Origin of the sequence: Enterobacter asburiae, assembly GCA_011754535.1 — a bacterium.
GTDB lineage: Bacteria > Pseudomonadota > Gammaproteobacteria > Enterobacterales > Enterobacteriaceae > Enterobacter > Enterobacter cloacae_N.
On the sequence record JAAQVN010000001.1, the window covers coordinates 1,238,816 to 1,262,292 of the forward strand.

The 23,477-nt window shown below is 49.6% G+C and carries 22 protein-coding genes and 2 pseudogenes; 19 read left to right on the plus strand and 5 right to left on the minus strand.

The genetic code is table 11. The features are described from left to right. Positions 1–62: 62 nt before the first annotated feature. The 5 genes from HBM95_05715 (at position 63) to HBM95_05735 (ending at position 3,583) form a co-directional block, all read left to right on the plus strand. On the plus strand, positions 63–1,259 hold the full coding sequence (locus tag HBM95_05715; protein NIH42436.1) for an integrase arm-type DNA-binding domain-containing protein: 1,197 nt from the start codon (positions 63–65) through the stop codon (positions 1,257–1,259). Between the two features lie 158 nt (positions 1,260–1,417). Next, on the plus strand, positions 1,418–2,377 hold the full coding sequence (locus HBM95_05720) for a hypothetical protein (GenBank protein NIH42437.1): 960 nt from the start codon (positions 1,418–1,420) through the stop codon (positions 2,375–2,377). A 135-nt stretch (positions 2,378–2,512) separates the two neighbouring features. Continuing rightward, entirely contained in the window at positions 2,513–2,710 is a 198-nt protein-coding gene (locus tag HBM95_05725; protein NIH42438.1) for an AlpA family transcriptional regulator, read from the plus strand. A gap of 103 nt (positions 2,711–2,813) precedes the next feature. Next, positions 2,814–3,410, plus strand: a complete 597-nt coding sequence (locus HBM95_05730; protein NIH42439.1) for a Rha family transcriptional regulator — start codon at positions 2,814–2,816, stop codon at positions 3,408–3,410. Continuing rightward, a complete protein-coding gene (locus tag HBM95_05735) occupies positions 3,410–3,583 on the plus strand; it encodes a hypothetical protein (GenBank protein ID NIH42440.1) in 174 nt (57 codons plus the stop codon). Before HBM95_05730 ends, HBM95_05735 begins: the two co-directional genes overlap by 1 nt. Positions 3,584–3,667: 84 nt before the next feature. Here the strand turns inward: HBM95_05735 and HBM95_05740 are convergent. Then, a pseudogene (locus HBM95_05740) lies at positions 3,668–4,258 on the minus strand (ORF6N domain-containing protein). Between the two features lie 87 nt (positions 4,259–4,345). Here HBM95_05740 and HBM95_05745 point away from each other — a divergent pair. The 4 genes and pseudogenes from HBM95_05745 to HBM95_05760 all read left to right on the plus strand — a co-directional run bounded on the left by HBM95_05745 (position 4,346) and on the right by HBM95_05760 (position 6,369). Then, a pseudogene (locus HBM95_05745) lies at positions 4,346–4,660 on the plus strand (lysozyme). Beyond that, complete coding sequence (locus tag HBM95_05750) at positions 4,639–5,175, plus strand: hypothetical protein (GenBank protein ID NIH42441.1); 537 nt, start codon at positions 4,639–4,641, stop codon at positions 5,173–5,175. Before HBM95_05745 ends, HBM95_05750 begins: the two are co-directional and overlap by 22 nt. A gap of 434 nt (positions 5,176–5,609) precedes the next feature. Then, the gene (locus HBM95_05755) at positions 5,610–5,807 is read left to right on the plus strand and encodes a hypothetical protein (protein NIH42442.1); all 198 of its coding nucleotides are present in this window, start codon (positions 5,610–5,612) and stop codon (positions 5,805–5,807) included. A 424-nt stretch (positions 5,808–6,231) separates the two neighbouring features. Further along, entirely contained in the window at positions 6,232–6,369 is a 138-nt protein-coding gene (locus HBM95_05760; GenBank protein ID NIH42443.1) for a hypothetical protein, read from the plus strand. Between the two features lie 127 nt (positions 6,370–6,496). On the opposite strand, the gene HBM95_05765 is transcribed toward HBM95_05760, so the two are convergent. Next, a complete protein-coding gene (locus HBM95_05765; protein NIH42444.1) occupies positions 6,497–6,745 on the minus strand; it encodes a hypothetical protein in 249 nt (82 codons plus the stop codon). Between the two features lie 272 nt (positions 6,746–7,017). Between HBM95_05765 and HBM95_05770 the strand changes: the two genes are divergently transcribed. The 5 genes from HBM95_05770 (at position 7,018) to HBM95_05790 (ending at position 12,205) form a co-directional block, all read left to right on the plus strand. Next, complete coding sequence (locus HBM95_05770) at positions 7,018–7,191, plus strand: addiction module toxin, GnsA/GnsB family (GenBank protein ID NIH42445.1); 174 nt, start codon at positions 7,018–7,020, stop codon at positions 7,189–7,191. Between the two features lie 178 nt (positions 7,192–7,369). Further along, complete coding sequence (locus HBM95_05775) at positions 7,370–8,827, plus strand: glycosyltransferase family 2 protein (protein NIH42446.1); 1,458 nt, start codon at positions 7,370–7,372, stop codon at positions 8,825–8,827. Continuing rightward, complete coding sequence (locus HBM95_05780; protein NIH42447.1) at positions 8,809–10,086, plus strand: DUF1983 domain-containing protein; 1,278 nt, start codon at positions 8,809–8,811, stop codon at positions 10,084–10,086. The genes HBM95_05775 and HBM95_05780 overlap by 19 nt, the downstream gene beginning before the upstream one ends. A 2-nt stretch (positions 10,087–10,088) precedes the next feature. Next, positions 10,089–11,042, plus strand: a complete 954-nt coding sequence (locus HBM95_05785) for a hypothetical protein (GenBank protein NIH42448.1) — start codon at positions 10,089–10,091, stop codon at positions 11,040–11,042. A 47-nt stretch (positions 11,043–11,089) separates the two neighbouring features. Beyond that, a complete protein-coding gene (locus tag HBM95_05790) occupies positions 11,090–12,205 on the plus strand; it encodes a tail fiber domain-containing protein (GenBank protein ID NIH42449.1) in 1,116 nt (371 codons plus the stop codon). Between the two features lie 770 nt (positions 12,206–12,975). Here HBM95_05790 and HBM95_05795 read toward each other — a convergent pair. Then, a complete protein-coding gene (locus HBM95_05795; GenBank protein NIH42450.1) occupies positions 12,976–13,167 on the minus strand; it encodes an AlpA family phage regulatory protein in 192 nt (63 codons plus the stop codon). Positions 13,168–13,472: 305 nt separating this feature from the next. On the opposite strand from HBM95_05795, the gene HBM95_05800 reads away from it, so the two are divergent. Beyond that, the gene (locus tag HBM95_05800) at positions 13,473–14,693 is read left to right on the plus strand and encodes a cytochrome P450 (protein ID NIH42451.1); all 1,221 of its coding nucleotides are present in this window, start codon (positions 13,473–13,475) and stop codon (positions 14,691–14,693) included. A 122-nt stretch (positions 14,694–14,815) separates the two neighbouring features. On the opposite strand, the gene HBM95_05805 is transcribed toward HBM95_05800, so the two are convergent. Together HBM95_05805 and HBM95_05810 are read right to left on the minus strand one after the other, a co-directional pair. Then, the gene (locus HBM95_05805; protein ID NIH42452.1) at positions 14,816–16,570 is read right to left on the minus strand and encodes an EAL domain-containing protein; all 1,755 of its coding nucleotides are present in this window, start codon (positions 16,568–16,570) and stop codon (positions 14,816–14,818) included. A 134-nt stretch (positions 16,571–16,704) separates the two neighbouring features. Then, entirely contained in the window at positions 16,705–17,145 is a 441-nt protein-coding gene (locus HBM95_05810; protein NIH42453.1) for a winged helix-turn-helix domain-containing protein, read from the minus strand. A gap of 574 nt (positions 17,146–17,719) precedes the next feature. Here HBM95_05810 and HBM95_05815 point away from each other — a divergent pair. The 4 genes from HBM95_05815 (at position 17,720) to HBM95_05830 (ending at position 23,406) form a co-directional block, all read left to right on the plus strand. Next, complete coding sequence (locus HBM95_05815; protein ID NIH42454.1) at positions 17,720–18,511, plus strand: hypothetical protein; 792 nt, start codon at positions 17,720–17,722, stop codon at positions 18,509–18,511. Further along, positions 18,498–18,962, plus strand: a complete 465-nt coding sequence (locus tag HBM95_05820) for a hypothetical protein (protein ID NIH42455.1) — start codon at positions 18,498–18,500, stop codon at positions 18,960–18,962. The genes HBM95_05815 and HBM95_05820 overlap by 14 nt, the downstream gene beginning before the upstream one ends. 159 nt (positions 18,963–19,121) lie before the next feature. Further along, on the plus strand, positions 19,122–21,305 hold the full coding sequence (locus HBM95_05825; GenBank protein ID NIH42456.1) for a TonB-dependent siderophore receptor: 2,184 nt from the start codon (positions 19,122–19,124) through the stop codon (positions 21,303–21,305). A gap of 127 nt (positions 21,306–21,432) precedes the next feature. Further along, complete coding sequence (locus HBM95_05830; protein ID NIH42457.1) at positions 21,433–23,406, plus strand: PhoX family phosphatase; 1,974 nt, start codon at positions 21,433–21,435, stop codon at positions 23,404–23,406. The last annotated feature ends 71 nt before the right edge of the window (positions 23,407–23,477 follow it).

Here is a 23,477-nt window from a genome sequence, read left to right on the forward strand (position 1 = left end):
CCACACCAAAGTGGGGGTACATTCGGGGGTATATACAGGTTCAATGGAAAGAGATACCCCCAATGAAGTTAACGGCACGCCAGATAAGCACAGCTAAGCCTCAGGACAAGCCCTACAAACTGGCGGATGGCGGTGGCCTGTACCTGCTAGTTAACCCGAATGGTTCCCGATACTGGCGCCTGAAGTACCGCCTGGCAGGAAAAGAAAAGCTCCTTTCAATTGGCGTTTTCCCTGATGTAACCCTCGCTGAGGCAAGAGATAAGCGAAATGAAGCGAAACGATTACTCGCTAATGGTGAAGATCCGTCTGAGGTTAAGCAGGCGGAGAAGCAAGCCAGAATACTCGCGGTGAATAACAGTTTTGAGTCTCTTGCACTTGAATGGCATGAACATAAGAAACCGAATTGGTCTTCCGGTTATGCTGACGACATTCTCGAATATCTGCGAAAAGATATTTTCCCTTATATCGGTAGAAAGGCGATTACCGATATCAAACCCATGGACATGCTTTCTGTTCTGAAGAAGATGGAGGAACGCGGTGTCCTGGATAAGCTGAAGAAAACGAGACAGGCTTGCCGCCAGATATTCACTTATGCTGTCATCACCGGAAGGGCCGAGTACAACCCAGTCACTGATTTGGCTGGGGCTCTGAAATCTCCCAAGCAGCAACATTTCCCTCATCTCTCACCAGATCAACTTGGTCCCTTCAGACAAGCTGTCGACGCATATAGCGGCAGTAAAATTACCCGCATCGCGACATTACTTCTCATGTACCTCAGTGTCCGAACTATCGAACTTCGTGCTGCTGAGTGGCATGAATTTGAGCTGAGCAAAGATCTCTGGCTAATCCCAAAAGAGCGCATGAAGATGCGTCGGCCACACCTCGTTCCTATTCCCAAACAAGCTAAGGATCTGTTGCTCGAACTCAAAGAGATTACTGGCAGAGGAAAGTATGTTTTCCCTGGACGTAATGACGCAGGTAAGCCGATGAGCGAAGCCAGCATTAACCAGGTGATTAAACGTATTGGCTATGGCGGTCAAGCTACTGGCCATGGCTTCAGGCATACCATGAGTACTGTGTTACATGAACAGGGATTCAATTCTGCTTGGATAGAGGCGCAGCTGGCGCATTCTGACAGAAACACGATACGTGGTACCTACAATCATGCTCAGTATATTGATGGACGGCGTGAGATGCTTCAGTGGTATGCGGACTATCTTGATGAACTTGTCGTAGTGGTTCAAAAAAAGAATGCGTGAATATTTTGCTGTATGAATATACAGCTCGATCTAGACATATATACTTCAGTAGACGATAATCCCATGAAAGAAAATGGTTATGTTTAGGTTGGAACCGAAGACCCATGCACCTCTGTGGGCTGGCATAGCCGCAAATTTAAGAAGCGCGAGGTGGCGTTATGGCGAAGAAAGTTTACCCAAAAGAAATTAAAAGTTGGTTTTCTTTAAAAAATTACGAGACTTTCCAGTCACTGACTATTGAACAAATTCTGCGTGAATTAGAGTTTAGGGTGATGTTTGCCATTGATTACACATCTGATGATGAAGAATCAAACGAAGGCTGGCTTCATACTAAAAGTCGCTTACTTGAAGAAATAATGAAGGGAGTTACTCTATCCTCAGATCTTTCTGATCTTGTATTCCCAGAGTTATCAGATAATACCTCTGTCAGAGGTAACAAAAACTCTGATCCCATCGAGTACAGAATTAATGGTATTCCTGTTATCTCCAATCAACACGCCTTAAGGCCTTACCAAGAAGAGTTAAGTGGTGACGAATCTATAACTCCTTTCAGCATGGGTGATTTAGCAAGCTACTACCGTTTTTATCTTCGTCATAAACACATTGTTCATGGCCATCGAATTTCAGAAATCAACGATGGTAGAATATTTTCATGTGTCAGTGCTGTAGAAGATGGAAGTTCAGAATTCGAAGATGAAGTAGTTATCAAGGTTAATCTTGCATCTTACACGGATGATGAGTTGATAGCCGAGTTTAAGGAACTTCTTAAAGAATGGCGATTCGAGTTGGACATTGATGAACCGCAAGCCAGTAAATCTAGAGTAGGGATCTCAACTATCAAAAAAATTATTACATATAAAGTATTCCCTTTTCTGGATCTTATACTTTGGGAGGTAATCAATGGTAGAAAAATTAGTCATGATTTAGCTTCACGTTTGTTGTTCCCAGATGATGAGGACGAGGTTATTGGTGGACAGCAGGTTAAGGATACAATCCGCCCGTTTGTTGAAAAAATAATCAATGAGGACACTTTCCCTCTAGTAAAACATTACGTTAAGAAAAACAGCTACCTCAAAACTATGAGAATTTCAGATGTTATGAAACTCTCCGAAGACTGAGCTAACAAATTTCGCTAAATGTTATGACGTCTGTTTTTACTGGATAAAGTATTTGTTTTTTTTTATGCCTTTGTGAAGATGTTAGGGTGAGATATTTGCTCCTGTAGACCCATATCAACTACAGGAGCAGTTAAAATGTCTCAAACACTTATCCGCCTCCCAGAAGTCCAACGTAGAACAGCGCTAGGGAAGGCTTGGATCTACCGTCTTATGAGCCAGGGTAAATTTCCGTCCTCCGTCAAAATTGGCTCCCGTGCCATTGCCTTCGTTGAAAGTGAAGTTGATGACTGGATTAACCAGCGCATCGAAGACTCACGTAAGGAGGTTGCCTGACTCCGCATACTTTTACGAATAACTTGCGTGAAATTGCGATCACCCTTTGGCAGGATCGTTATGTCGCGACAGCTACCAACTAATTAACGACAGGTAAATCATCATGACTGAATTTTATGCCCCTACCGGGGATGGACTCGCTCAACCTAAAATCGGCCAGCACGGCATTTCTACGCCAACCATGAGTAGTCTGGAAATGGTCGATTACATTAATGCCGAACGTCAGTTGAAAGCAGAAGAGGAGGGGATGTCATTCCCATGCAAGAAATACCGCAAGCTTCGCCACGACAGTTTTATGGCGAAAGTGCCAAAAGTCTTAGGTGAAACTCAATCTCCAAAATTTTTTGGAGATTACATTGATGGCAAAGGGCGAGCCCAATCCTGCTACAACTTCCCCAAACGCGAGGCCTGTCTGATGGCAATGAGCTATAGCTATGAGCTGCAGGCCAAGGTTTACGACTATATGGAAGAGTTAGATCGCCAGGCTCATGGCTACCTCAATTACTCAGTCCAAGAACTACAGGCAATTGTGGCTGGAGCTCGTAAGGTATCTGATGAAGACTCAAGTGATGCTGGCCGCCGTTTGCGTAAACGTCAGGACGATCTGGTACTGCTTGAAAAAGCGGAATCGCTGGTAGAAAGTCTCAGTCAGTTGAAGCTCGATTTTATCGGTAGCGATCGTGATAAGGAGATTCATTAATGTGTCAGGAGCAAAAACTTAATCCAGTTAATGAGCTTGAGAGAATCAGGGCGCTTGCAGTCGCTGCCGGCTATTTATCCACTACCGGGAAAGAAGCAACGCTGCTTTATGAGCTTGTAGATTTAGTAGGGGAAATCGCCCGTAAGGCACTCGAGCATGAAGGCGTATTATAGATTTCGTTACTATGGGTGGCTTACGCCACCCCATATTTTCATCCGTTCACCTTCCTTCCCGCGTTTCTCTACTGGCCATACATCTCAGAGGCCTTCAGGCGTATAAATCGCTTTATCGTGGCTGTATTCGCCGTTCCATGTCTTTTTCATCGGCAGTTCACCTTTCATATACAGCTGGTATAGGCGATGACAGCCTTTCTCCAGAAACACAGGTGTAAACTTTGTGAAAGCATCCTTGCCGTGCGGGGTTATCTGCGTCTGGTCTTCTGTGAGATATTTGTCGCGGGCATATGAGGCGACACGCCTGCGGGGATCTTTCTCAGAATCACGTTGCTCGTTGAACACCCAGTCACGCTCGAATACCCACCACATCATTTTGTTGATATTGACGCCATTAAGAGCCTTGCAGAATGCAGGGATCGTCATGCCTTTGGTGAAGTGTTTCTCCAGACTTTCAACGGTGGCGCTGAGCGTTTTATTTTCCAGCGAAGCGGCTTCGGCTCGTTCTTCGGCCTCGATAACCATCAGCGCCAGCTCTTTACGGCTGACTGGCAGGGCAATTGCGTCACGCTGTGTGAAGTAAAACTCCACCAGGTCTTCGTGGTAACCCCATGCCTGATCGGTTTCCAGCATTTTTGCGTGATTGGCTGCGCCACGTTCGGTCCAGAGAATCAACTGACTCGTATATTTGCTAACCAACCCTCTTAAAGAGGGGAGCCTTTTGAACTCCTGCAATTCAGCACCTTCCACTTTGAAGAAGTGGTTAACGCTATCGAACGCGATAAGGCATTAGCCTGGGTTGATCACAATATCAAAGTGCCTCTGACAGAGCCGCAGAAGGTAGGCATCGCATCTTTCTGCCCGTACAACATCGGGCCAGGTAAATGCTTCCCTTCGAAGTTCTATAAGCGCATCAATGCTGGTGACCGTAAAGGGGCTTGCGAAGCAATCCGCTGGTGGATTAAAGACGGTGGACGTGATTGCCGACTAACCAAAGGCCAGAAGAATGGCTGCTATGGTCAGCTGGAACGACGCGATCAGGAAAGCGCACTGGCATGCTGGGGAATAGAGCAGTGAAATTTAATTTTTTCCCAGTCGCGGTTTTACTCATTGCAGCCCTGTCAGTCGCGCTCGTTAAAAGTTGCTCAGACGCCAGCAGGCTACAGAGTGATAATGACATTCTGCGGAGTGACAATACTTTGCAGGGGCAGGTGATCGCCACTCAGGCATTCAACTTTAATCGGTTCAATCAGGTTGCAGAACACGCTAACAGGCTTAACTCTCTAATCGACACCAGTACCGAAGAAACCGTAATCGAATACCGGGAGATTCTCCGCCGTGACAAAACCTGTGATCTGCCTGTTCCTGCTGACATTGCTGGCGGGCTGCTCGAATACGCGTACCGTTTACGTTCCAGCGCAATGCACACCGATACCGACGGAACTGACGCAGCCGATGATAGTACCGCTGCCGCCAGCTCAATGACGTACTGCCAGGCTGTTTTGTGGATAAAGCCGCTGCTTGCCGTGATTGAGAAGGGGAACAATAATCTGGCTGGTATAAGACAGATAGAGCTGGAAAGGAAAAACTAGGGATGGCTCGTCCTTGAGCACACGGGTATTTTTGAACGACGGCTTTACCTGACATAGCAAAGCACCTTTAAATTCTAGAAAAGACTCAATATTTAACAAGCGAAGCGCATCAACCCCAAAAAAAGCCCCCACAAGGAGGGCTAGAGGAGTCTCAGTTTCACATGCTCTTTTTATCGATGTTTCCCTGGAGTTGGCATTCTCCTCATCAGAGTCATGAATAGCCTGGCAGCAACCAAGAGATCAACAAGCGCAAGCGGTTGTAATAGGAATAGCCTCAGGCTGTTGGTGACAAGTATTTTCTCGAATAGTAGATGATTATTGGTATATCCCCATAAAAAATAACTAAATATTTGACGCGGTTAATTGAGTTTTCGAACTGATGATTAACTGCGTTGAGCTATACTCTTGGTTGAGTAAAAGAATGGGAGCGTGTTATGAATATTCATCTACGTAGTACCAAAACAGGTAAAGTCATGACTCAGGAGGAATGGCTACACTCGTTAAATGAGTGGGAAGATGAAGGAGGCGCTCCTGGTCATGCTGATGAATTCATAGAAGTTTATAAGAATGATGAAGAAAATGAGGAAACTGTTCCACTTTCTGGTGGTAAAGCTCGACATATGAAGTCTTAAGAAAAAACATAACTATGGTGGTTCTTTCTTAGGACCAATTGAATGCTGTTTAGTTTAGGAGATGCGAAACTTTAGGGTGCGGCAAATATTTTACCTCCCTGAGTGGATGCTCTATTTGTAATTTATTTGTAAGTATTTTATTTAATATGCCCAGTAATTAATGATATGGTGCCGGGATGTTTTTAGTAACAGCAAATGTGTGATTTATTTTCGATATTGCTACTATAATAAATATACAGCAATTTGCTGTCATTATCACTGGAGTTACCCATGAAAGCTAAACATATGAACATCTCTAATGAGCGGTCCCAGGACAAGAATAATGGGAAAGAAAAAGGGAAGGATCGAAACAATGATGAGCAGGATAAAAAATCGGCCAAAAGAGATCAGAAATAAAAAACACATGAATTATTAAGGAGTATATATGTCCGGACGTCCTGATTTTGATGATCCTGCCCCTGATTTAGAACCTTCTCCTCAAGAGGAACCGCTTGACCTTCCTGGAGAGGGACAACCATCAAGTCCACTTGAACCCGATGATAAAAGAGATTTACAAAATTAGCATATAATAATTAAACCGCCTAAGGGCGGTTTAATATAATGATTATTTATTGGTCATCTCAGCACCTAGTTGAATGATTAAATACGTATTTAAGAAGGGTTTTGACGTTTGGGGTGAATGCTTATTATTATCTACGTCCCAATAAAAAACCTAATGCAAAAGCTGCACTGGTTAATATTGCAATGCATGTTCGAGGGTTTGATTTTATTTTTGATTTTATATCGTCAGAGTGGCTGCGTATGGCATCGTTGGTTTGTGCTGCGTATTTTTTTGCGGTTTCTATTACAGGATGTTCTGATGGATTAATTGCTCCCCCAAAACTTCCTTCCATATCACCAAGTTTCTCTTGGTTTTTATCTGCGGATTTAGTGAACATAAATACTCCTGGGATTGTGTGGTGCATTAATCATAGCAGAAATTAAATATTTAGCTGTAAAGGTGTGCAAGTAACACTTTTATAGACCTTAACATGCCTTAAATAGTGGTTTTTAGTTGCTTTTGTTATATGACGTTTTAGTGGGTCTGTACATATAGGGGAGTGGTGCATATTTGCCATAATGTCATGAATCATCTATACATAAGTATCTGATTCGCTCATTAACGATTTGTGTTTGGTTGAGTGTTAATGAGTTATTTATAGGAGGGAAAATGAATTCTGATAACATCAAGAATGAAATCGAAAAAGAAATTTCGTCTTTCATTTCAAAAAAAATGGTTGAGTTGAGAAAAAAAACAGGGAAGGAAGTCTCTGATGTTGAGTTTATTCCTATAGAAACTATGTCTGGCCTCCAGGGTTATAGTATAAAAATCAAGCTTATTTAAGGTTTGCAGTAAGTACTCGGTACCACAACAATCCTAAGTCACTGGCATCCGCTGGTGGCTTTTTTTATGCGCATCGCACGCGTACAAATAAGAAAGTCTTTCAGCTGTGAGCCTTGGCAACCCGTTAACTTTCGGCGGCTTTGCCGTGCGACAGGCTCACGCCTAAAAGGAAAATCAAATGCAGGTCACTATTGATGGTGTCCCGTATGCACCCGCCTGCGCAATTTCATCGCGGATCGGCATTGCAATATCCACACACCAGCGCGCTGACGTTCTGAAACGAGCGCTCGAACAGCACATGAAGCACCTGCCAGCTGGAGCGCTGGTGGTGGTTGTAGATGATGGTTCGAAACCGGCCGCGGTAGGACCTGACGGCGTGCAGCTGCTTCGCCATGAAACATCACTCGGCATTGTTGCTTCGAAGAATGCCAGCCTGTCAGCCCTGATGGATGCCGGGTGCGAACATCTTTTTTTATGGGATGATGACGCCTGGCCCATCGCTGACAACTGGCACCTCCCTTACATCGAATCACCAGAACCTCATCTTGCTTACCAGTTTCTCGATCTTGCTGGTCGCAATAAGCTGAATGACCTTTCGGAGCTTTACCGTGACGATCAGCATGTGGCGTATACTGGCCAGCGCGGCGTGATGCTTTATTACCACCGCAGCGCCATCGAGAAGGTGGGCGGATTCGATCCGGTTTATGGACGCGGCATGTACGAGCACAGCGACCTCGCCCTGCGGATTCATAACGCTGGCCTCACGACGTGGGCTTACGCTGATGTCGTCGGTTCAGAAATGCTGATTCATTCTCTTGATGAGCATGAGGCCGTAGAGCGTTCGGTACCGAAACCAGACCGGCAGGCGCTGGTGGAACGTAACGTTAAAATCCACAACGAACGGCGTGATACCGGGTTTACTGGTTACGTGGAGTATCGGCGGCAGCGCGACGTGGTTATAACTACTCTGCTGACCAGCCAGCCTGACCCGCAGCGCGGTACGAAAATGCTGGCCGCACCTGACATGCTGAGCAAATGGGCGGTATCGCTGCGTAACTGTCGACGTATTGCGCTGGTGGATGAACTGCAGACAGCCCCGGCAGATGTTGAGCTGTACCGCGTTCCTGACGTGAAGATGAACGTCTACTTCCGGCGCTGGCTGCACATCTGGCAGCATCTACGCGCTCACCCTGAATACCGGTTCGTCTGGTGTACCGATGGTACCGATGTCGAAATGCTTCGCGCGCCATGGGATGAAATGCAGCCAGGGTATGTTTACGTCGGTTCCGAACCGAAGACCTACGCCGACACCTGGGCAAAGCAGAATCATCCTGAGCGTATCTATCAGGAGTTCATTGAAGCGCACCGCAATAATGTGATGCTTAACGCTGGTCTGCTGGGTGGCAGCCGCACTGATGTAATGGCGTTCGCTCACGGCATCATCCGTCTTTACTACCGGATCGAAAGTTATCGCTTCTGGAAGAAAGAGCAGGCTGGCGCTGCAGTGGGTGACATGCTGGCGTTCGGTATTATCGCTCATTCATTCGCAGGAAAGGTGATTACCGGACCTCATGTGCACACCGTTTTCAAAACTGATGGGATCGGTAAGGAGGTCGCATGGTGGAAACACAAGTGAAGTATGTCGTGGTTGGTCACCATTCCCGTTATGCCTCAGCTGCATTGCTTGCTGGCGAACTTGGCGCGCACCTTCTTATCGATGAAGGGAATCACGGTGCTAACTGGAATCATCGGCGCGCTATCGAGTGGGCATCATCACCTGAGGCTTACCTAGAATTCAGCATTGAGGCACCGCCTCCGCCGTCGGGTGTTACGGTAGAGCAGGCGTTTTTTGCCGTGATGCTAATTCCTCGTCTCGCAGCCGTGACGAACGTCTCCACCCAGTTCGATTTCTGGACGTCGGGGGAGCAGCCGCTTGCCAACACAGATACGGCGACCGTGGAGGCCGGAGCCACGCGCGCGGGTATGGGTACGACATGGACCAGTCACAACCTGAAAAACGGGCATACCTATTACTGGTATATCCGAACCATCAACGCGTTTGGTGCGTCTGCCTTCGTCGAGGTGGCCGCGCTGTGCCAGACAGATACCGGTGAACTCATCGACATCATTGATGATTCTGTTCGGGATTCTGATGCCTTTAAAAATATCTCGGAAGGTGTGGACACCAATCTTGAAGCTGCCATGCAGAATGCCCTGGCAAATCACGGAACGGTTGAACATCAGTACCAGCAGTATGGGGAGGTGCGCGCAGATATTCTGGTAGTAAAAACGACTATCGCTGAAGTGGATAAAGGGCTTGCTGAGTTATCCACCTACGTGCAGGCATCAATCGGTGATATCAACGACGATCTGAATTCGCTGACCTCAGCTGTTAATCAGAAAATGACGGCTGAAGTAAACAGTGACGGAACGGCGAAAGCCTCTTACACCCTGAATCTGGGGATTATCCGTAACGGCGTGAAGTACAACACCGGTTTCGGGATGTCGATAGAACCATCCGGCGGCACCTATAAATCTACAGTGGTCTTTGCTGCAGATCAGTTTGGTATTTACTCCGGAAGTGACCCGGGAAATTACCAGGCTGCATTCTTTGTCTATAACGGCCAGGTGTTCATCCGTGATGCCTTTATCCAGGACGGCAGCATTACTAACGCGAAGATTGGAAATTACATCAGATCTTCAAACTATGTAGCTGGTCCTGGTGGCACAGGGTGGAACATTGATAAATCAGGGAACTGTGAGCTGCACGGCGAGCTGTATGCCGCCAGCGGTAATTTTGCGTTCACCGGGAATGGCAATGGCGTCACCATTGACGGAAGGGGCGTAAGAATTGATCTCGGTGGTGGGAACCTGATTGTTCTTGGAGAGTGGTGACAATGCCAAAAGGATTACGTATTACCTACGACGACGGCGGCCCGGCAATGGAAATTACGGCCGGGCTCCGCTGTCCTTCGTTTTGCCAGAACGTCAGCGAAGCATGGGATGTTAACCAGTACACGATTAATCAGCGGGTGGATGGCAGCCAGATCGTCGTTATCCCGCGTAATACCGTTTACAAACTTAACAGGGGTACAAACCTCATTCCCACGATCGGCATGCTGGATGGATTTACCGTATCAGGTAATACAATCACCATGAATACCTGGTGGAGTGATAACTGGGGGCGCGCAAAAACATTTGACGCGTCTATCTGGCAAATACTCCCGGCATCATCCGGGAGAGGGCTGCTGATTCAGGACAGCACTGATTTCCTCTCAATCACTGACGCCACAATGTCGGGCTACTGCGTCTGGCGCGGCACCATCACTTTCACCGGGAGCTGGGCGACGCCGACGACAAATATCTCACGCGATCGATATCTGGTGTTTGCGAAATGGAGCGCAGATAACGTCACCATCGAGTTTGACGGTTTAAACATTCTTGCGACGGTAGATCATTCTGGTCTCGATCAGGCTGCGACCGTCACCATGCAGATCGCGATTTTTGCCAGTGGCGTAAGTCCGACACCAGGAAGGGGACTGAATATCATCAAAGGCGGTGTTTGCGTGTTCTCCACCACGCGCAGGCCATTTGTGTACCGGAACCAGACCTATACACCATCATGGTCAAATACCGATATTGGCGAGGGCATGATTTTGCTTGGCCGCTACGGATATAACAGTGAAGTCTACACTGGCTGGGACTACATCAAATGGGCTGGTCTGATCCGCAGCGGCAATCTGGTGCGTGCCGGGAGAGGAAGAAATGCCGCTTCATGGACCTCGCAATACAGTGTTGTAGGGCGAAGGCTGACAAGCCTCACTATTCCCGTCATTGATGCAATTTACTGACAACCCGCTTCGGCGGGTTTTTTATTATCTGAATTCAGGAGTCCATTATGTCAGCAGGAACCATTACCCTGACAAACGGGTCCGCTGTTGTTGGCGGTTCCGGAACCTCATTCGCAACCGAACTCGCCGCAGGTGACTTTATTGTCTCCACTGTGGGCGGCGTTGATTATACGCTGCCCGTTAAATCAGTCGAGAGTAATACCCAACTGACGCTGGTCAGCAACTTTACCGGGCCAACTCAATCAGGCGCAGCATGGTCAGCGGTTCCCCGTGTTGCGCTCAATATGGTAACGGCTACGCTGGTGGCACAAAGCGCTGAAGCGCTGCGTGGACTGAATTACGACAAACAGAACTGGCAGCAGGTTTACAGCGCCGCCGGAAACATCACGGTAAAGCTTCCAGACGGCACTACCTTCACCGGCCCGTCATGGAAATACCTGTCTGACAATATGGCGACGAAGACTGGCGGGGCCGTACCTGTTAACCAGGGCGGGACCGGTTCGACAACTGCATCAGGCGCTCGCACAAACCTCGGTTTGGGAGATCTGGCAACTGAAAACAGTAGCGGTATCAGAAAGCAACTTTTCAAAGTTGACCCGCAACTAGGAAGCACGGTTGAACTTAATGTGTTTAACCCTGGCGCTGGTGTGAAGAATGGCTCCGGACTGATGTTCAGGCGTCCCGCATCAGATGGTTATGTCATCATGCAGTACAACACCTCAGGCGATTATGAGGTCAGTAACGTAATCATGGGTATCGATACTGCGTCACGTAACGTTTCATGGGATTTCCAGTTATCAGGTAATGCCGTTGCGAATGCCGGTTCATGGCTGAGCAATTCCGATAAAGACATCAAGACTAATATAAAGGTCATAGAAAACCCGCTTGAGAAAATGCGCATGATGCACGGATATACCTGGGACCGCCTTGATGATGCGCCGGCGGGTCAGGGATTTATTGCGCAGGAACTTATGGAAGTCATACCCACGGCAGTATTTGAGGGCGGACGTACTGAGCTTAAAGACGGAACGGTAGTTGAGAAAACCTTATCGGTCGATGTTACCGGCGCTTCAGCAGCGCTTCACCATGAAGCTATTCTGGCTTTAATGGATCAAATTGAAGATTTAAAGAAACAGGTCGAGGCGTTGCAGCCTGGAAGTTAAGGAAACCACCGCCCACCGTATGCAAGAATGGTCAGCGGCTGGTTGCTCAGTGTCCATGCCTGAGCAATTGTCGGGAATTTTACCAGAATGATTTTGGCTGAGCACAAACGTAGTGGAAAGCAAGCAGGCGGTAATAATTTAAGATGTGGCTGTGTGCACGCTTTATAAAAGATTTCCGATCTTTAAGGGGATTTGCAAAGCATAAGTTATTAAAGTTCATCAGGATTGTTCGATGTGCTGATGCCGACTTTGACCAGGCTCAATATCATCAGACCAAGAGCTACAACCACAGTTGAAGCGATTATAAATGTTGTCATGTCGAGATTTCTCACAGGAGTGTGTTAGTTAGACTGCATGAAGCCACAAACGTTCAGAACATAAAAATAAATATGAGAGTGATCATTGAGGGAGGTGCCGCCCATCGTATGCAAGAATGGGCGGTGGCTGGTTGCTCAGTGTTCATGCCTGAGCTACCGGGAATTAGTTTACTTGAGGTATCGTTCGGTGTCTCTTTTATTAATATGTCTGGCTTTCCATTCAGAATAATCTCTCAGTAACCATCTCGAACTTCTGCCTAGCTTTACCGGGGCAGGGAATTCGCCCCGATTTATAATTGAGTAAAAGTATTTAGCAGTGAACCCCGAATCGTTAGTTATGTACTTGAGGTCAATGAATGAATCATCAGAAAGGTTAGTTCTTGTCTTTGGCATCATGTATGTATTTCCTATAGTCGAGAACTCATTGAAAATGTGCGAAGATAAAAATTACCGCTACTTATACTCCCTCGATGCTCGAACTTTTTCAGTGATCCACGCTTCCACTTCCGTTGATATCCACCTAGTTGACCTACCTATTTTTATTGATTGTGGAAACTCGCCCGCATTCATCGACTTGTAAATGAATACCTTTTTGAACCCAACAGCCCTACAAACTTCTTTCAGATCCATCAAATATATGTTCAAGTTGTGCTCTCCTCATTGAATGATAAATTGACGTCTTCTTGGAAAAACTAACATTGACACGAAAGGAAGAACGAAGGAGTGAACAAAAGAAAACCCGACGCGGTTTCCATGCAAACAAATATGGGGGTACTTTAGGGGGTATGTTGTTTTATTGAATGGTATATTTATTAGCATTATCAGTGTATTATTTGAATGTATCGAATCCTACAGGGGTGCCATTATCCTTATCCTTTACTGAAATATTTGAACTGAAACATATCCCTGCTTTACTGAAAGGTGATTAATCCTGCGATGAGGGTCCACCTGTGGCATATGTCGACAAAGCACTTCGGTTTAATCCCGCCTCACCTGTCTTTCAGGAAAATCTTCATAACGTCTATCAGCATATGCGACACCACCAGCCGGTGGCGCGAATCGGTAAAACGTGGGTGCTTACCCGCTATCAGGATGTTTATCAGGCGCTAAAAGAGCGAGCGTTCGTCTCTTCGGGCATACCTGAAGATGTTCATACCGAAATGGAAAAACAGTGCTTCAATCTCTCGCCTCCTTTACGGGATCTTCTCTACGGCATTGTGCTGTTTGAAGATGGAAATGTGCATCGCGCGCACCGTCAGGCGCTGCAGGCTCTGTTTACCGGCGAATCCTGGGCGGCGCTAACCCGGCTTGTTTCTGAGGAGTCGCATTCAGTGGTGGCAGATTTAACAACCACCGGCACATTTGACGGCATAAGCCAGCTTGCTGCGCCGCTCTGGGGAAAACTGTTTACCGCCTGGCTCAACCTGCCGAAAGCGCAGCAGGAGGTGGTAGAACAAGAGAAAAATGCCATCCGGCTCTTATTAGATCCCAGCGCCATCGATCGAGAGGGACTTGAGCGGCTGGTCGTGGCGCTTTCCCGTCTGGATGACAGTTTTCGACAACTTGCGCAGGCGCACGGGCAGGGTTACGACTCGCTTTTTTATCGCAGCCTTCTGAAAGGATATGGCGGCGATCGGGATGCGCTTGCCGCACGGTTTAGCACCGACTGCGTCACGATGCTTATCGGCGGCAGTGAAACCAGCGAAGCGTTAACCGGAAACCTGGTGTATATGCTGGCACAGCATCCTGAACTACAGGAACGGGTCAGAAATAACACTCTCCGGATGAAAGAGATCGTCAGTGAAACCATGCGCTTTGAGTCTCCGCTGCAGATGGGCAGACGAAGGGTTGCAGCTCCCGTGCAGTTTCTGGGGCGCGAACTTAAAGCCGGGGATAACATCTTATTATGCCTCGGCTCTGCGAATCGGGATGAAAGCGTCTTTGAAGAGGCGTGGCGCTTTATTCCCGGCCGCAAGAACGCGCAGCGACAGCTGGGATTTGGCGCCGGTGTACACCAGTGTATTGGGCAACTGCTGGCGCAGTGTCAGGCTGAAACGTTGGCGATGGCCTTAAGCGAACGCGGGACGATCTCTCTTGTGGGAGACGCGAAATGGTCGAATCGAAGCCTGATTCTCCGTACGCTGGAGACGCTGCCTGTTAAAATTATCTAAGCGATAATGAGGGTAATGACAGGATGAGGATCCTATTCCCTCGTGATTCACAATAAAATTAACGACACCGAGAACTAGAAATAATGTCATAGCAGCCGCTCCCAACGCAGAGTGGCTGTCCTTCAGCAAGCATTAACTTTCCCGACGAGTTCATCGATCTTCATAGGCTTACCGAAATAGTAACCCTGCAAAAAATCGCTGTCCTTTAAGCGCAGATAGTCAGCCTGAGCCTTTGTTTCTACGCCCTCGGCAATAATCCTCAGGTGCATTTTTTTCGCCAATTCGATAAGACTGTCCACCAGTCGGGTATCGCCATTTTCACTAATCTGGCTGACAAACAGTTTGTCTATCTTGATGAATTCGGGGTCTAGCGCGTGAATGTAAGAGATGTTGGAACAGCCGGTCCCAAAGTCATCCAGCGCCAGGGAGATATTGGCTTGTCGGAGCGTTGCAAACCATTCGCTTAACTGAGGAGTGAAATGCAGCGGATCGCGTTCCGTAATTTCGATAACCAGCTGGACCTGACTCGACGCGAGTTTTTGCAAAAGCTCAAGCGTATCCGTCTCGAAGCGCGGATCGAGGCAGTTGCGGGCGCTCAGATTAAGGTTGATATAAAGCCGGTCAGGGAAAAGGTGAATTCGATGCTGAAGATCGGCAATGACCTGCTGAATCAGATGATGCGTTAGCGGGGCGATAAGCCGGTGTTTCTCTGCCAGCGGGATAAATGTATCTGGAGACACGGGACCGTACAGAGGATGATTCCAGCGAGCGAGTACCTCGATATCCACCCCATTGCGTACGTCATTAATGATGTTTTTCAGGTTTGCATTCATGGTCGCAACGGCCTGCATCAGCAGACCCGGCTCATCACGACGTGTGCTGGTCAGTGTGCTGGTGAGGTCGCCCTGGGCGATTTGCTCTGCAACACGCAGGGTCTCATTAAGCGGACGGGTGATGGACAGGGTGATGCCCATCGCTAAGAGGACACCAAGCGCAAGACCGATGGCAGCAACGATGCCCATCTGTATCTGAACGCTATCAACCGTATCAGACACTTTTTTCTGCTGCAGGCTAAATAATGTCTGGATGGCCTGCGTCAGCGTTATCGCTTTACCGGTTAAGGTATCGGAGAGCGTCGACTGTTGATTCCAGACGTTTTGGTAATTTATTAACTCTGCCGCGACGTTTTGCATGTCTTCCAGGCCTGACTGCAGCCAGACCTTTTGTTCCTCGGTAGCAACCGAAAGCAGTTGTTCGGTGTCCGATTTTGCGATGTCCAGACGCGCGCGGATCCCTTTCATTAACGCATCCGTAGGATGCTGTTTATAGAGGGTAACCTGAGAATCAATGTCGCTCATGACAAACGCAATCTGAGCGGCCACAAGGGCGTGCGAAGCGTCCAGCGAGCCATTGCGGCTGAGCGTGGAAGCCAGGCCGGAGTTATCGCACAGTCCCTGAGTGCTCAGTTTCTGTTCGCTGATTTTCTTCTCAGAAAGGGATTTTGTGAAAGGCAGCAGGGTGGCGACGTCGCTGTTCACCGCATTTGCCGTATCGTCCAGCGCTTTTTTTCCTTCCGGGGACCAGGACAGTTTTTCCATACTGGCGACAATGCTCTGCATGCGCTGGGAGGCGGCGTTGGTCTGATCAAGGTACTTCTGGTCGAGCGTGTACTGAAAATTCGTCCGCCCTAAGCGAACCTGCGTCAGGGCGTTAAACAGGTCGGTGGTATGGCCGTTCTTTTCGACTTTATCCTGAATGTTGCTGAGACCCAGCAAACCTGAAATCAGAATAATAATCGTCACGAGCAGCACGAGAGAAAAACCAAAGAATAACTTCTTACGAACTTTCAAGTTGGCAAAATGGTTGATTATGCTCATATATAAAATTCCAGTGTTGGTATAAACCAAACAACAGTGCTAATAAATCATTAACGAAAAAAATGCTGTGGCAGAGAGATGATAAAAAAAAGCCCCTCACACGTGAGTGCTCAGGGCAAGAACCTGAGTTGACATCACTCACTCAGGCTATCTGTCTTCTCCTCTTTTTTAACAGAATGAGCCGGGAGTTCGCTCATTCTGTAATAAACGGGGATTACATCTGAATAATTAATGATGTAACCACACCCTTTAATATTGCGAATAAAGTTTCCTGGTAACCCTAGCATACTCAGTTTGTTGTTGAGATTGCGCAGAACCTGCCACAGTCGTTGTGTGGAGGGGCTCAGATTATGCGCCTCCCAAATTTCTTCAAAGAGCTCTTCTTTAGGGATGGGCTGGGCTCTGCCATTCATCAACAAATAAAGGAAAAGCCTGAGCATCGTTTCATTAAAATAAATAGAGGCAAATGCAATACTTTTATCACTCTGGATGCCAGTAAGGCGGTAGAGTCTGCGGTTAGAAATATCAAAATGAATGTCATCACCGATCATAAACCCATATAGACGATAACCCATATCTAATACCCATATTAAATGAAGACGAACTTGCATCACTACATATAAGCGCTGAGATAATCCATACCGTTTATAGGGTGGATTATATGGCTGCAATAAATGCTTTCCAATACACATCCCTGTGCGCTATGAGAAACCGGTTGTACCTCACCCTGGCATGGAGTTTTTGTCGATATAAGTTGTATTTTTGAGATAAAATGTCACATTCTTTTCATTTTTCTTTTGTTTGTTCTGAGAATCGATATGCAATCGACCGCTCAACATAAAAATGCAAATTTTGAAAAAGATTCAGCATTTCTTTCTGTGGACACTACCAGGTAATGAGAAGCCTGATAGCGCCCTTTCGATACCGCATAGGTTACGATTCCTCTGCAGCAAAGAGGAGTGAAGATAAATGATTTATACTGATTAAGTTGATCCTTGAGCTGAGCGGAAGGTGAGAGGGAATGGGGAGTGAAAACCAATAATTCGTTGATAATAAATAACTAATTCCTGAATCAGAAAACGGATACGGATGTGAAAGTATAATAATGATGAATGTACAAAATCCCTGCGCGTTAACGGCCGGTGCGTCATGAAGCCCGTCTTTCTGATAAACGGCACCGTGCTTTTTGAGCCTGAGCTGCGTCGACTGTGCTCACTTTCGGGCTACCCTGAGCGCGCTGTGCTCCTGCATGCTCCGGTTAGCGAGTGCCTGCTACAGCTGCTTGAACACAACGGTGAGGTGCTTACGCAACGTTATCTTTTCTCAGCGGTATGGGAAAAACAGGGTGCAGTTGTCTCGACCAACGCCCTCTACCAGACTATCGCCTCTATCCGTAAGGCCCTTAAGATGGCGGGTCTGGCAGATAATGTTGTGCAAACCGTACCCAAAGCGGGGTTTAAGTCGGTTGCTCAAATTCAGACAGGTACACTCGACACCTTTATCGCGACGGACGCGGCTTCGCCAGCCGACCTGCAAACTGAAGCTTCCGTGCCGACACCGCGTGTAGCAGATAACCGTTTCCGCTTTCTCTCAGGGAAAATAGCGTATGGCGTCGCTACGGTGTTATTTATCCTTTCGTGTATGGTTCTCTATCAACAGTTGCATGAAAAACGCGCGGGATTTGAAACCTATCAACCGATAGGCAATATTGCAGGGTGCGACGTTTATTCCTCCTGGTATGACAAAATAAAAAGTCAGCGGATATATATTGGCCTGACCAAACGTTATCCCATTCAGTGCAACGCCGGTGGGGTGGCCTATATCACGCTCAACCGTTATCAAAATGGAACGTCGGTGATTGTGTGCGATAAATTGCCTGAGGTTGCTGGTGCACAATGTGATTCTATTTTGTACAGGGAGCAATACCATGAAAATGACTAGCCGGAATGTGCGCTGGTTGTTCATCCTGTTGATGATTATCGCGCCACTTTTTTATGCCTGGTATACGCATTATCAGCGGAATCATTTTACCTGTGAGAGTCATCTCATTATTGTTGATGAAAATTCGCGGCTAGATGCCCTCATGACGTTTACATTTAATAATGGTGCTGGCAGTTACGATTCCACCGGAGAATACAGTCAGGCGGGTCACGAAACGGTTGCCATCAGCAATAAAATTGCCTTCCGTTACTGGCGCGAAGAAGGGCGAATTATTATGATTTCCAGTGATACAAACGAGCGCCCGAAAAAAGACGAACCTTTTCGTCACTCTATTCCCGATTTTTTCCGTCAACGCGACCATGGCATTAGTATACAGCTCGTTCCGGTGAACGCTGCTTCCTACCTCTTCATCTTCGGAAATACTCCCGCGTTTTACTGTGCTAAAGGATGAGGGGGCCCCTTTATCACGCACTTTTTTGAGCTGGATCTTGCGCATATTTGCGCTTGCCAAAGTATGGATAATGCGTATAGTTCTCATTTGCATTGCAACTAATACATTCTAAGGCCCGCCAACGGGTCATTTTTGCGCGCACTTTCAAACGAGTTAACGATGAACAACACCAAAATGCACAAAACGCTGCTGGCACTCGCCATTGGCGCGGTTACACATTCCGCCTGGGCGGCGGAGGATAAAAAAGAAGACACCATAGTTGTGCAGTCTGCACCTGCCGACGACTTCAAACCCGGCGGCGACCAGCTGGTGCCAGCCTTCCTTGACGGGCAGGTGGCGAACGGCGGACGCATGGGGATGCTCGGACAGCAGAACGCCATGGACGTGCCGTTCAACATCATCAGCTACACCTCGAAGCTGGTGGAAGATCAGCAGGCGAAAACCATTGCTGACGTGGTCGCCAACGACGCGGGCGTGCAGTTCGTTCAGGGGTACGGCAACAGCGCTGAAACCTTCCGCATTCGCGGCCTGAAGTTTGACGGCGACGACATGACCTTTGGCGGTCTGTCCGGCGTGCTGCCGCGTCAGGTGGTGGATGCCCAGATGGTCGACCGCATCGAGATCTTCAAAGGGGCAAACTCCCTCATGAACGGCGCGGCAAGCTCCGGCGTGGGCGGGATGATCAACCTTGAGCCAAAACACGCGGGCGACACCCCCCAGGCGAAAGTGGGCGCGGACTACACCTCGGACTCCCAGATTGGCACCACGCTGGATGCAGGCCGTCGCTTTGGCGATAACGACCAGTTCGGCGCACGTGTGAACCTCGTCCATCGTGAAGGGGAAACCGGCGTACCGAACGATCGCCGCCGCACCACGCTGCTCTCCACCGGCCTGGACTACAAAGGTGACCGCTTCCGCTCCTCGCTGGACCTGGGCTATCAGAAAAAAACCTTCCACGGCAGCCCGACCAGCGTCAACATCTCGGCGGTGGATTTCGTGCCTGAACCGCCGAAAAACGATCGGAACTTCTCGCAGAAGTGGGCCTACAGCGATATCGAAAACGAGTTCGGGATGTGGCGCAGCGAGTACGACATTACCGATAACTGGACGGCCTATACCGGCCTGGGCGCGCAGCACGCGCATGAAGAAGGGATCTACAGCGCGCCGAAGCTGGTGGACAAGAGTGGCAAGGCGACGGTCAGCCGTCTGGATACCAACCGCATCAGCGATTCCGTCAGCGGCATGGCGGGTATTCGCGGTAACTTCACTACCGGCTTCGTCTCGCACAAGGTGAACGTCGGGTATTCCGCGATGACTAAAAACGAAAAAATCGCGTGGAAAATGTCGGCGGCGAAGGATAACCCGACCACCAACATCTATCACAACACCGGCGTCGATATGCCGGACAGCACTAACTTCAACGGCTCCGGCGGCAAATACAGCGATCCGCTGACCAGCGGGCGCACCCGCACCCAGGGCTGGCTGCTGAGCGATACCCTGGGCGTGCTTGACGACAAGCTGCTGTTCACCGCAGGCGCGCGCCATCAGAAAGTGGTCGTTCGCGGGTATAACAAAATCACCGGCGCAGAGAACGACGCGGACGGTTTCGACGGCAGCCGCTGGATGCCAACCTACGGCGTGGTCTACAAACCGTGGGAGGAAATTTCCCTCTACGCCAACCACACCGAAGCGCTGCAGCCGGGCAAAACCGCACCTAACACCGCCACCAACTACGGCCAGAGCACCGGCATTGTTCACTCTAAGCAGAATGAAGTGGGCGTGAAGGCGGACTTCGGCCGCGTGGGCGGCTCGCTGGCGCTGTTTGAGATCAAAATGCCGTCGGCGATCCTCGATGCTAACAATCACTACGGCCTGGACGCGGAGCAGCGTAACCGTGGCGTGGAGCTGAACGTCTTCGGCGAGCCGATGCTCGGGATGCGCCTGAACGCCAGCGCCACCTGGCTGCAGGCGGAGCTGACCAAAACCAAAAACGGCGTGAACCAGGGTAACGATGCGATCGGCATTCCGAACTTCTACGCCGTGCTGGGCGCGGAGTACGACATCAAGCCGGTTGACGGCCTGACGGCGACCGCGCGGGTGAACCACTCCGGCACGCAGTATGCCGACCTCGCGAACAGCAAAAAGCTCGACAGCTACACCACGCTGGATCTGGGCATGCGCTATCGCTTCGCGGTGAACCACAACGCAAACCAGATGACCGTGCGCGCGGGTATCGATAACGTGACCAACGAAAACTACTGGGCCAGCGTGGATGACTCCGGTACCTACATCACTCAGGGCGAACCGCGGACCTTTAAGGTCTCGGTTGGCTACGAGTTCTAAGCGTTCCACCTCGTTCTCCGGGGCACGGATGCCCCCATCCTTCCGTCACAGTGTTATAAAATTGTAATAAAAGCTTCTTACACTGGTCGCCACATCCTTACCTCTTGGCCAATGACAGGAAGCCGCTATGGGCAGACCCCTCAAATCCGTTTTTAAAAAAGAACATCGCGACGATATCGCTAATCGCAGCGCTAACCCGGTATTCTCCGAGGTGGCAGAGATGTTCCTCTCCCGCCGCCGTTTTCTCCAGATGGGCGCCGTCGCGGGCGCTGCCGTTTCATTCCCCTTTTTGATTAAACCCGAAAATGCTGTTGCCGCGGTATCGAAGCCTTCCGCGCTGGCAAAAGCGGTTTCCCTGGGTTTTACCAGTATCGACGTCTCCACGGAAGATACGGTCAGGGTGCCGGAAGGCTATATTGCCCGCCCGTTCTATCGCTGGGGTGACCCGACGGGGATCAAGAACAACATGCCGGCCTTTAAACCGGACGCCAGCAACACAACGGACGAACAGGCCGTACAGGCGGGCATGCACCACGACGGCATGGCGTGGTTTAGTCTGCCGCAGGGGGAGCAAAACCCGGATCATGGCCTGCTGGCAATGAACCATGAATACATCGACAACGGGATGCTGTTTACCGACGGTACGGCGAACTGGAGCCTCGACAAAGCCCGCAAGGGGCAGAACGCGATGGGCGTCTCGGTAGTGGAAGTGAAAAAAACGGGCAGCGACTGGCAGGTGGTACGCCCCTCTTCATATGCCCGCCGCATCACCGTCAATACGCCGATGCAGCTTACCGGCCCGGCGCGGCATCAGGACTTAATGAAAACCGCCGCCGACCCGCAGGGGGAACGCGTGCTGGGCACCATGCAAAACTGCGCCAACGGCCATACGCCGTGGGGCACCTATCTCACCTGCGAGGAGAACTGGTCGGATATTTTTGTTAAAAAAGCCGATCGTAACCCGCTGGAAAAACGCTACGGCATCAGCGACAGCGATGAATCCTACCGCTGGAACGAGGTGGATGAGCGTTTCAGCGTCGATAAAACCCCTAACGAACCTAACCGTTTCGGCTGGGTCGTGGAGATCGATCCCTACAACCCAACCTCCACCCCGCGCAAGCACACCGCGCTGGGCCGCTTCAAGCATGAAGGGGCGGCCGTCACGCTCGCCGCCGACAGCCGCGTGGTGGTCTATATGGGTGACGATCAGAAGTTCGAGTACATCTATAAGTTTGTCTCGGATAAAAAATACGATCCCGCGAACCGTGAAGCCAATATGCAGCTGCTGACGTCCGGCACGCTGTACGTCGCCAGGTTCAACGAGGACGGGAGCGGCGACTGGCTGCCGCTGATCTTCGGGCAAAACGGTCTGGATAAAAGCAAAGGGTTTGAAAGCCAGGGCGATCTGCTGATTAAAACCCGCCTGGCGGCCGACGCGGTGGGGGCAACCAAAATGGATCGTCCCGAGTGGATAGCCGTCGATCCGCACGCCAGCGGCAGCGTCTACTGTACGCTCACCAACAACAGCGATCGCGGGAAAGAGGGCAAGGCGCCAGTGGATGCCGCCAACCCGCGCGCCAACAACGTGTTTGGGCATATCATGCACTGGCACGAAGAGGGGACCGATCCTGCCGCCACGCGCTTTAAGTGGGATATTCTGGTGATGGGTGGGCGGACCGACAGCGATGATCCGAAGGCCAAAGGCTCCATGCAGGGCGCGGCATTCGGCAGCCCTGATGGACTCTCTTTCGATCATCAGGGCGTCCTGTGGATCCAGACCGACGTCTCCTCCAGCACCATTAATAAGAAAGCCTACGAGGGGATGGGCAATAACCAGATGGTGGCCACCATTCCGGGCACCAACGAGTATCGCCGTTTCCTGACCGGGCCGCGCGGGTGTGAAATTACCGGCATTGCGTTTACGCCGGACAACCGGACGCTGTTTATCAACATTCAGCATCCGGGGGAGGGCGGGGATGATATTACCGACCCGGCTAATCCGCGCGCCGTCTCTAACTGGCCGGACGCCAGCCCGAACGGACGCCCGCGTTCGTCAACGGTGGTGATTACCAAAGCGGACGGCGGGATCATCGGGTCGTGACGTTTATCCGCCGGGCGCACGCGCTGGCCCGGCGTTAAACTTGCTACCACCAGCATGAAGTGTTAAAACGT

Bases quoted from the DNA above. Each gene is read 5' to 3' on its own strand.
- HBM95_05830 (NIH42457.1), top strand. From the start codon at position 21,433: ATGGGCAGACCCCTCAAATCCGTTTTTAAAAAAGAACATCGCGACGAT.
- HBM95_05750 (NIH42441.1), top strand. From the start codon at position 4,639: ATGCTGGGGAATAGAGCAGTGAAATTTAATTTTTTCCCAGTCGCGGTT.
- HBM95_05730 (NIH42439.1), top strand. From the start codon at position 2,814: ATGACTGAATTTTATGCCCCTACCGGGGATGGACTCGCTCAACCTAAA.
- HBM95_05770 (NIH42445.1), top strand. From the start codon at position 7,018: ATGAATTCTGATAACATCAAGAATGAAATCGAAAAAGAAATTTCGTCT.
- HBM95_05760 (NIH42443.1), top strand. From the start codon at position 6,232: ATGTCCGGACGTCCTGATTTTGATGATCCTGCCCCTGATTTAGAACCT.
- HBM95_05775 (NIH42446.1), top strand. From the start codon at position 7,370: ATGCAGGTCACTATTGATGGTGTCCCGTATGCACCCGCCTGCGCAATT.
- HBM95_05810 (NIH42453.1), bottom strand. From the start codon at position 17,145: ATGGGTTATCGTCTATATGGGTTTATGATCGGTGATGACATTCATTTT.
- HBM95_05780 (NIH42447.1), top strand. From the start codon at position 8,809: ATGGTGGAAACACAAGTGAAGTATGTCGTGGTTGGTCACCATTCCCGT.
- HBM95_05825 (NIH42456.1), top strand. From the start codon at position 19,122: ATGAACAACACCAAAATGCACAAAACGCTGCTGGCACTCGCCATTGGC.
- HBM95_05715 (NIH42436.1), top strand. From the start codon at position 63: ATGAAGTTAACGGCACGCCAGATAAGCACAGCTAAGCCTCAGGACAAG.
- HBM95_05805 (NIH42452.1), bottom strand. From the start codon at position 16,570: ATGAGCATAATCAACCATTTTGCCAACTTGAAAGTTCGTAAGAAGTTA.
- HBM95_05725 (NIH42438.1), top strand. From the start codon at position 2,513: ATGTCTCAAACACTTATCCGCCTCCCAGAAGTCCAACGTAGAACAGCG.
- HBM95_05815 (NIH42454.1), top strand. From the start codon at position 17,720: ATGAAGCCCGTCTTTCTGATAAACGGCACCGTGCTTTTTGAGCCTGAG.
- HBM95_05755 (NIH42442.1), top strand. From the start codon at position 5,610: ATGAATATTCATCTACGTAGTACCAAAACAGGTAAAGTCATGACTCAG.
- HBM95_05735 (NIH42440.1), top strand. From the start codon at position 3,410: ATGTGTCAGGAGCAAAAACTTAATCCAGTTAATGAGCTTGAGAGAATC.
- HBM95_05820 (NIH42455.1), top strand. From the start codon at position 18,498: ATGAAAATGACTAGCCGGAATGTGCGCTGGTTGTTCATCCTGTTGATG.
- HBM95_05790 (NIH42449.1), top strand. From the start codon at position 11,090: ATGTCAGCAGGAACCATTACCCTGACAAACGGGTCCGCTGTTGTTGGC.
- HBM95_05720 (NIH42437.1), top strand. From the start codon at position 1,418: ATGGCGAAGAAAGTTTACCCAAAAGAAATTAAAAGTTGGTTTTCTTTA.
- HBM95_05785 (NIH42448.1), top strand. From the start codon at position 10,089: ATGCCAAAAGGATTACGTATTACCTACGACGACGGCGGCCCGGCAATG.
- HBM95_05765 (NIH42444.1), bottom strand. From the start codon at position 6,745: ATGTTCACTAAATCCGCAGATAAAAACCAAGAGAAACTTGGTGATATG.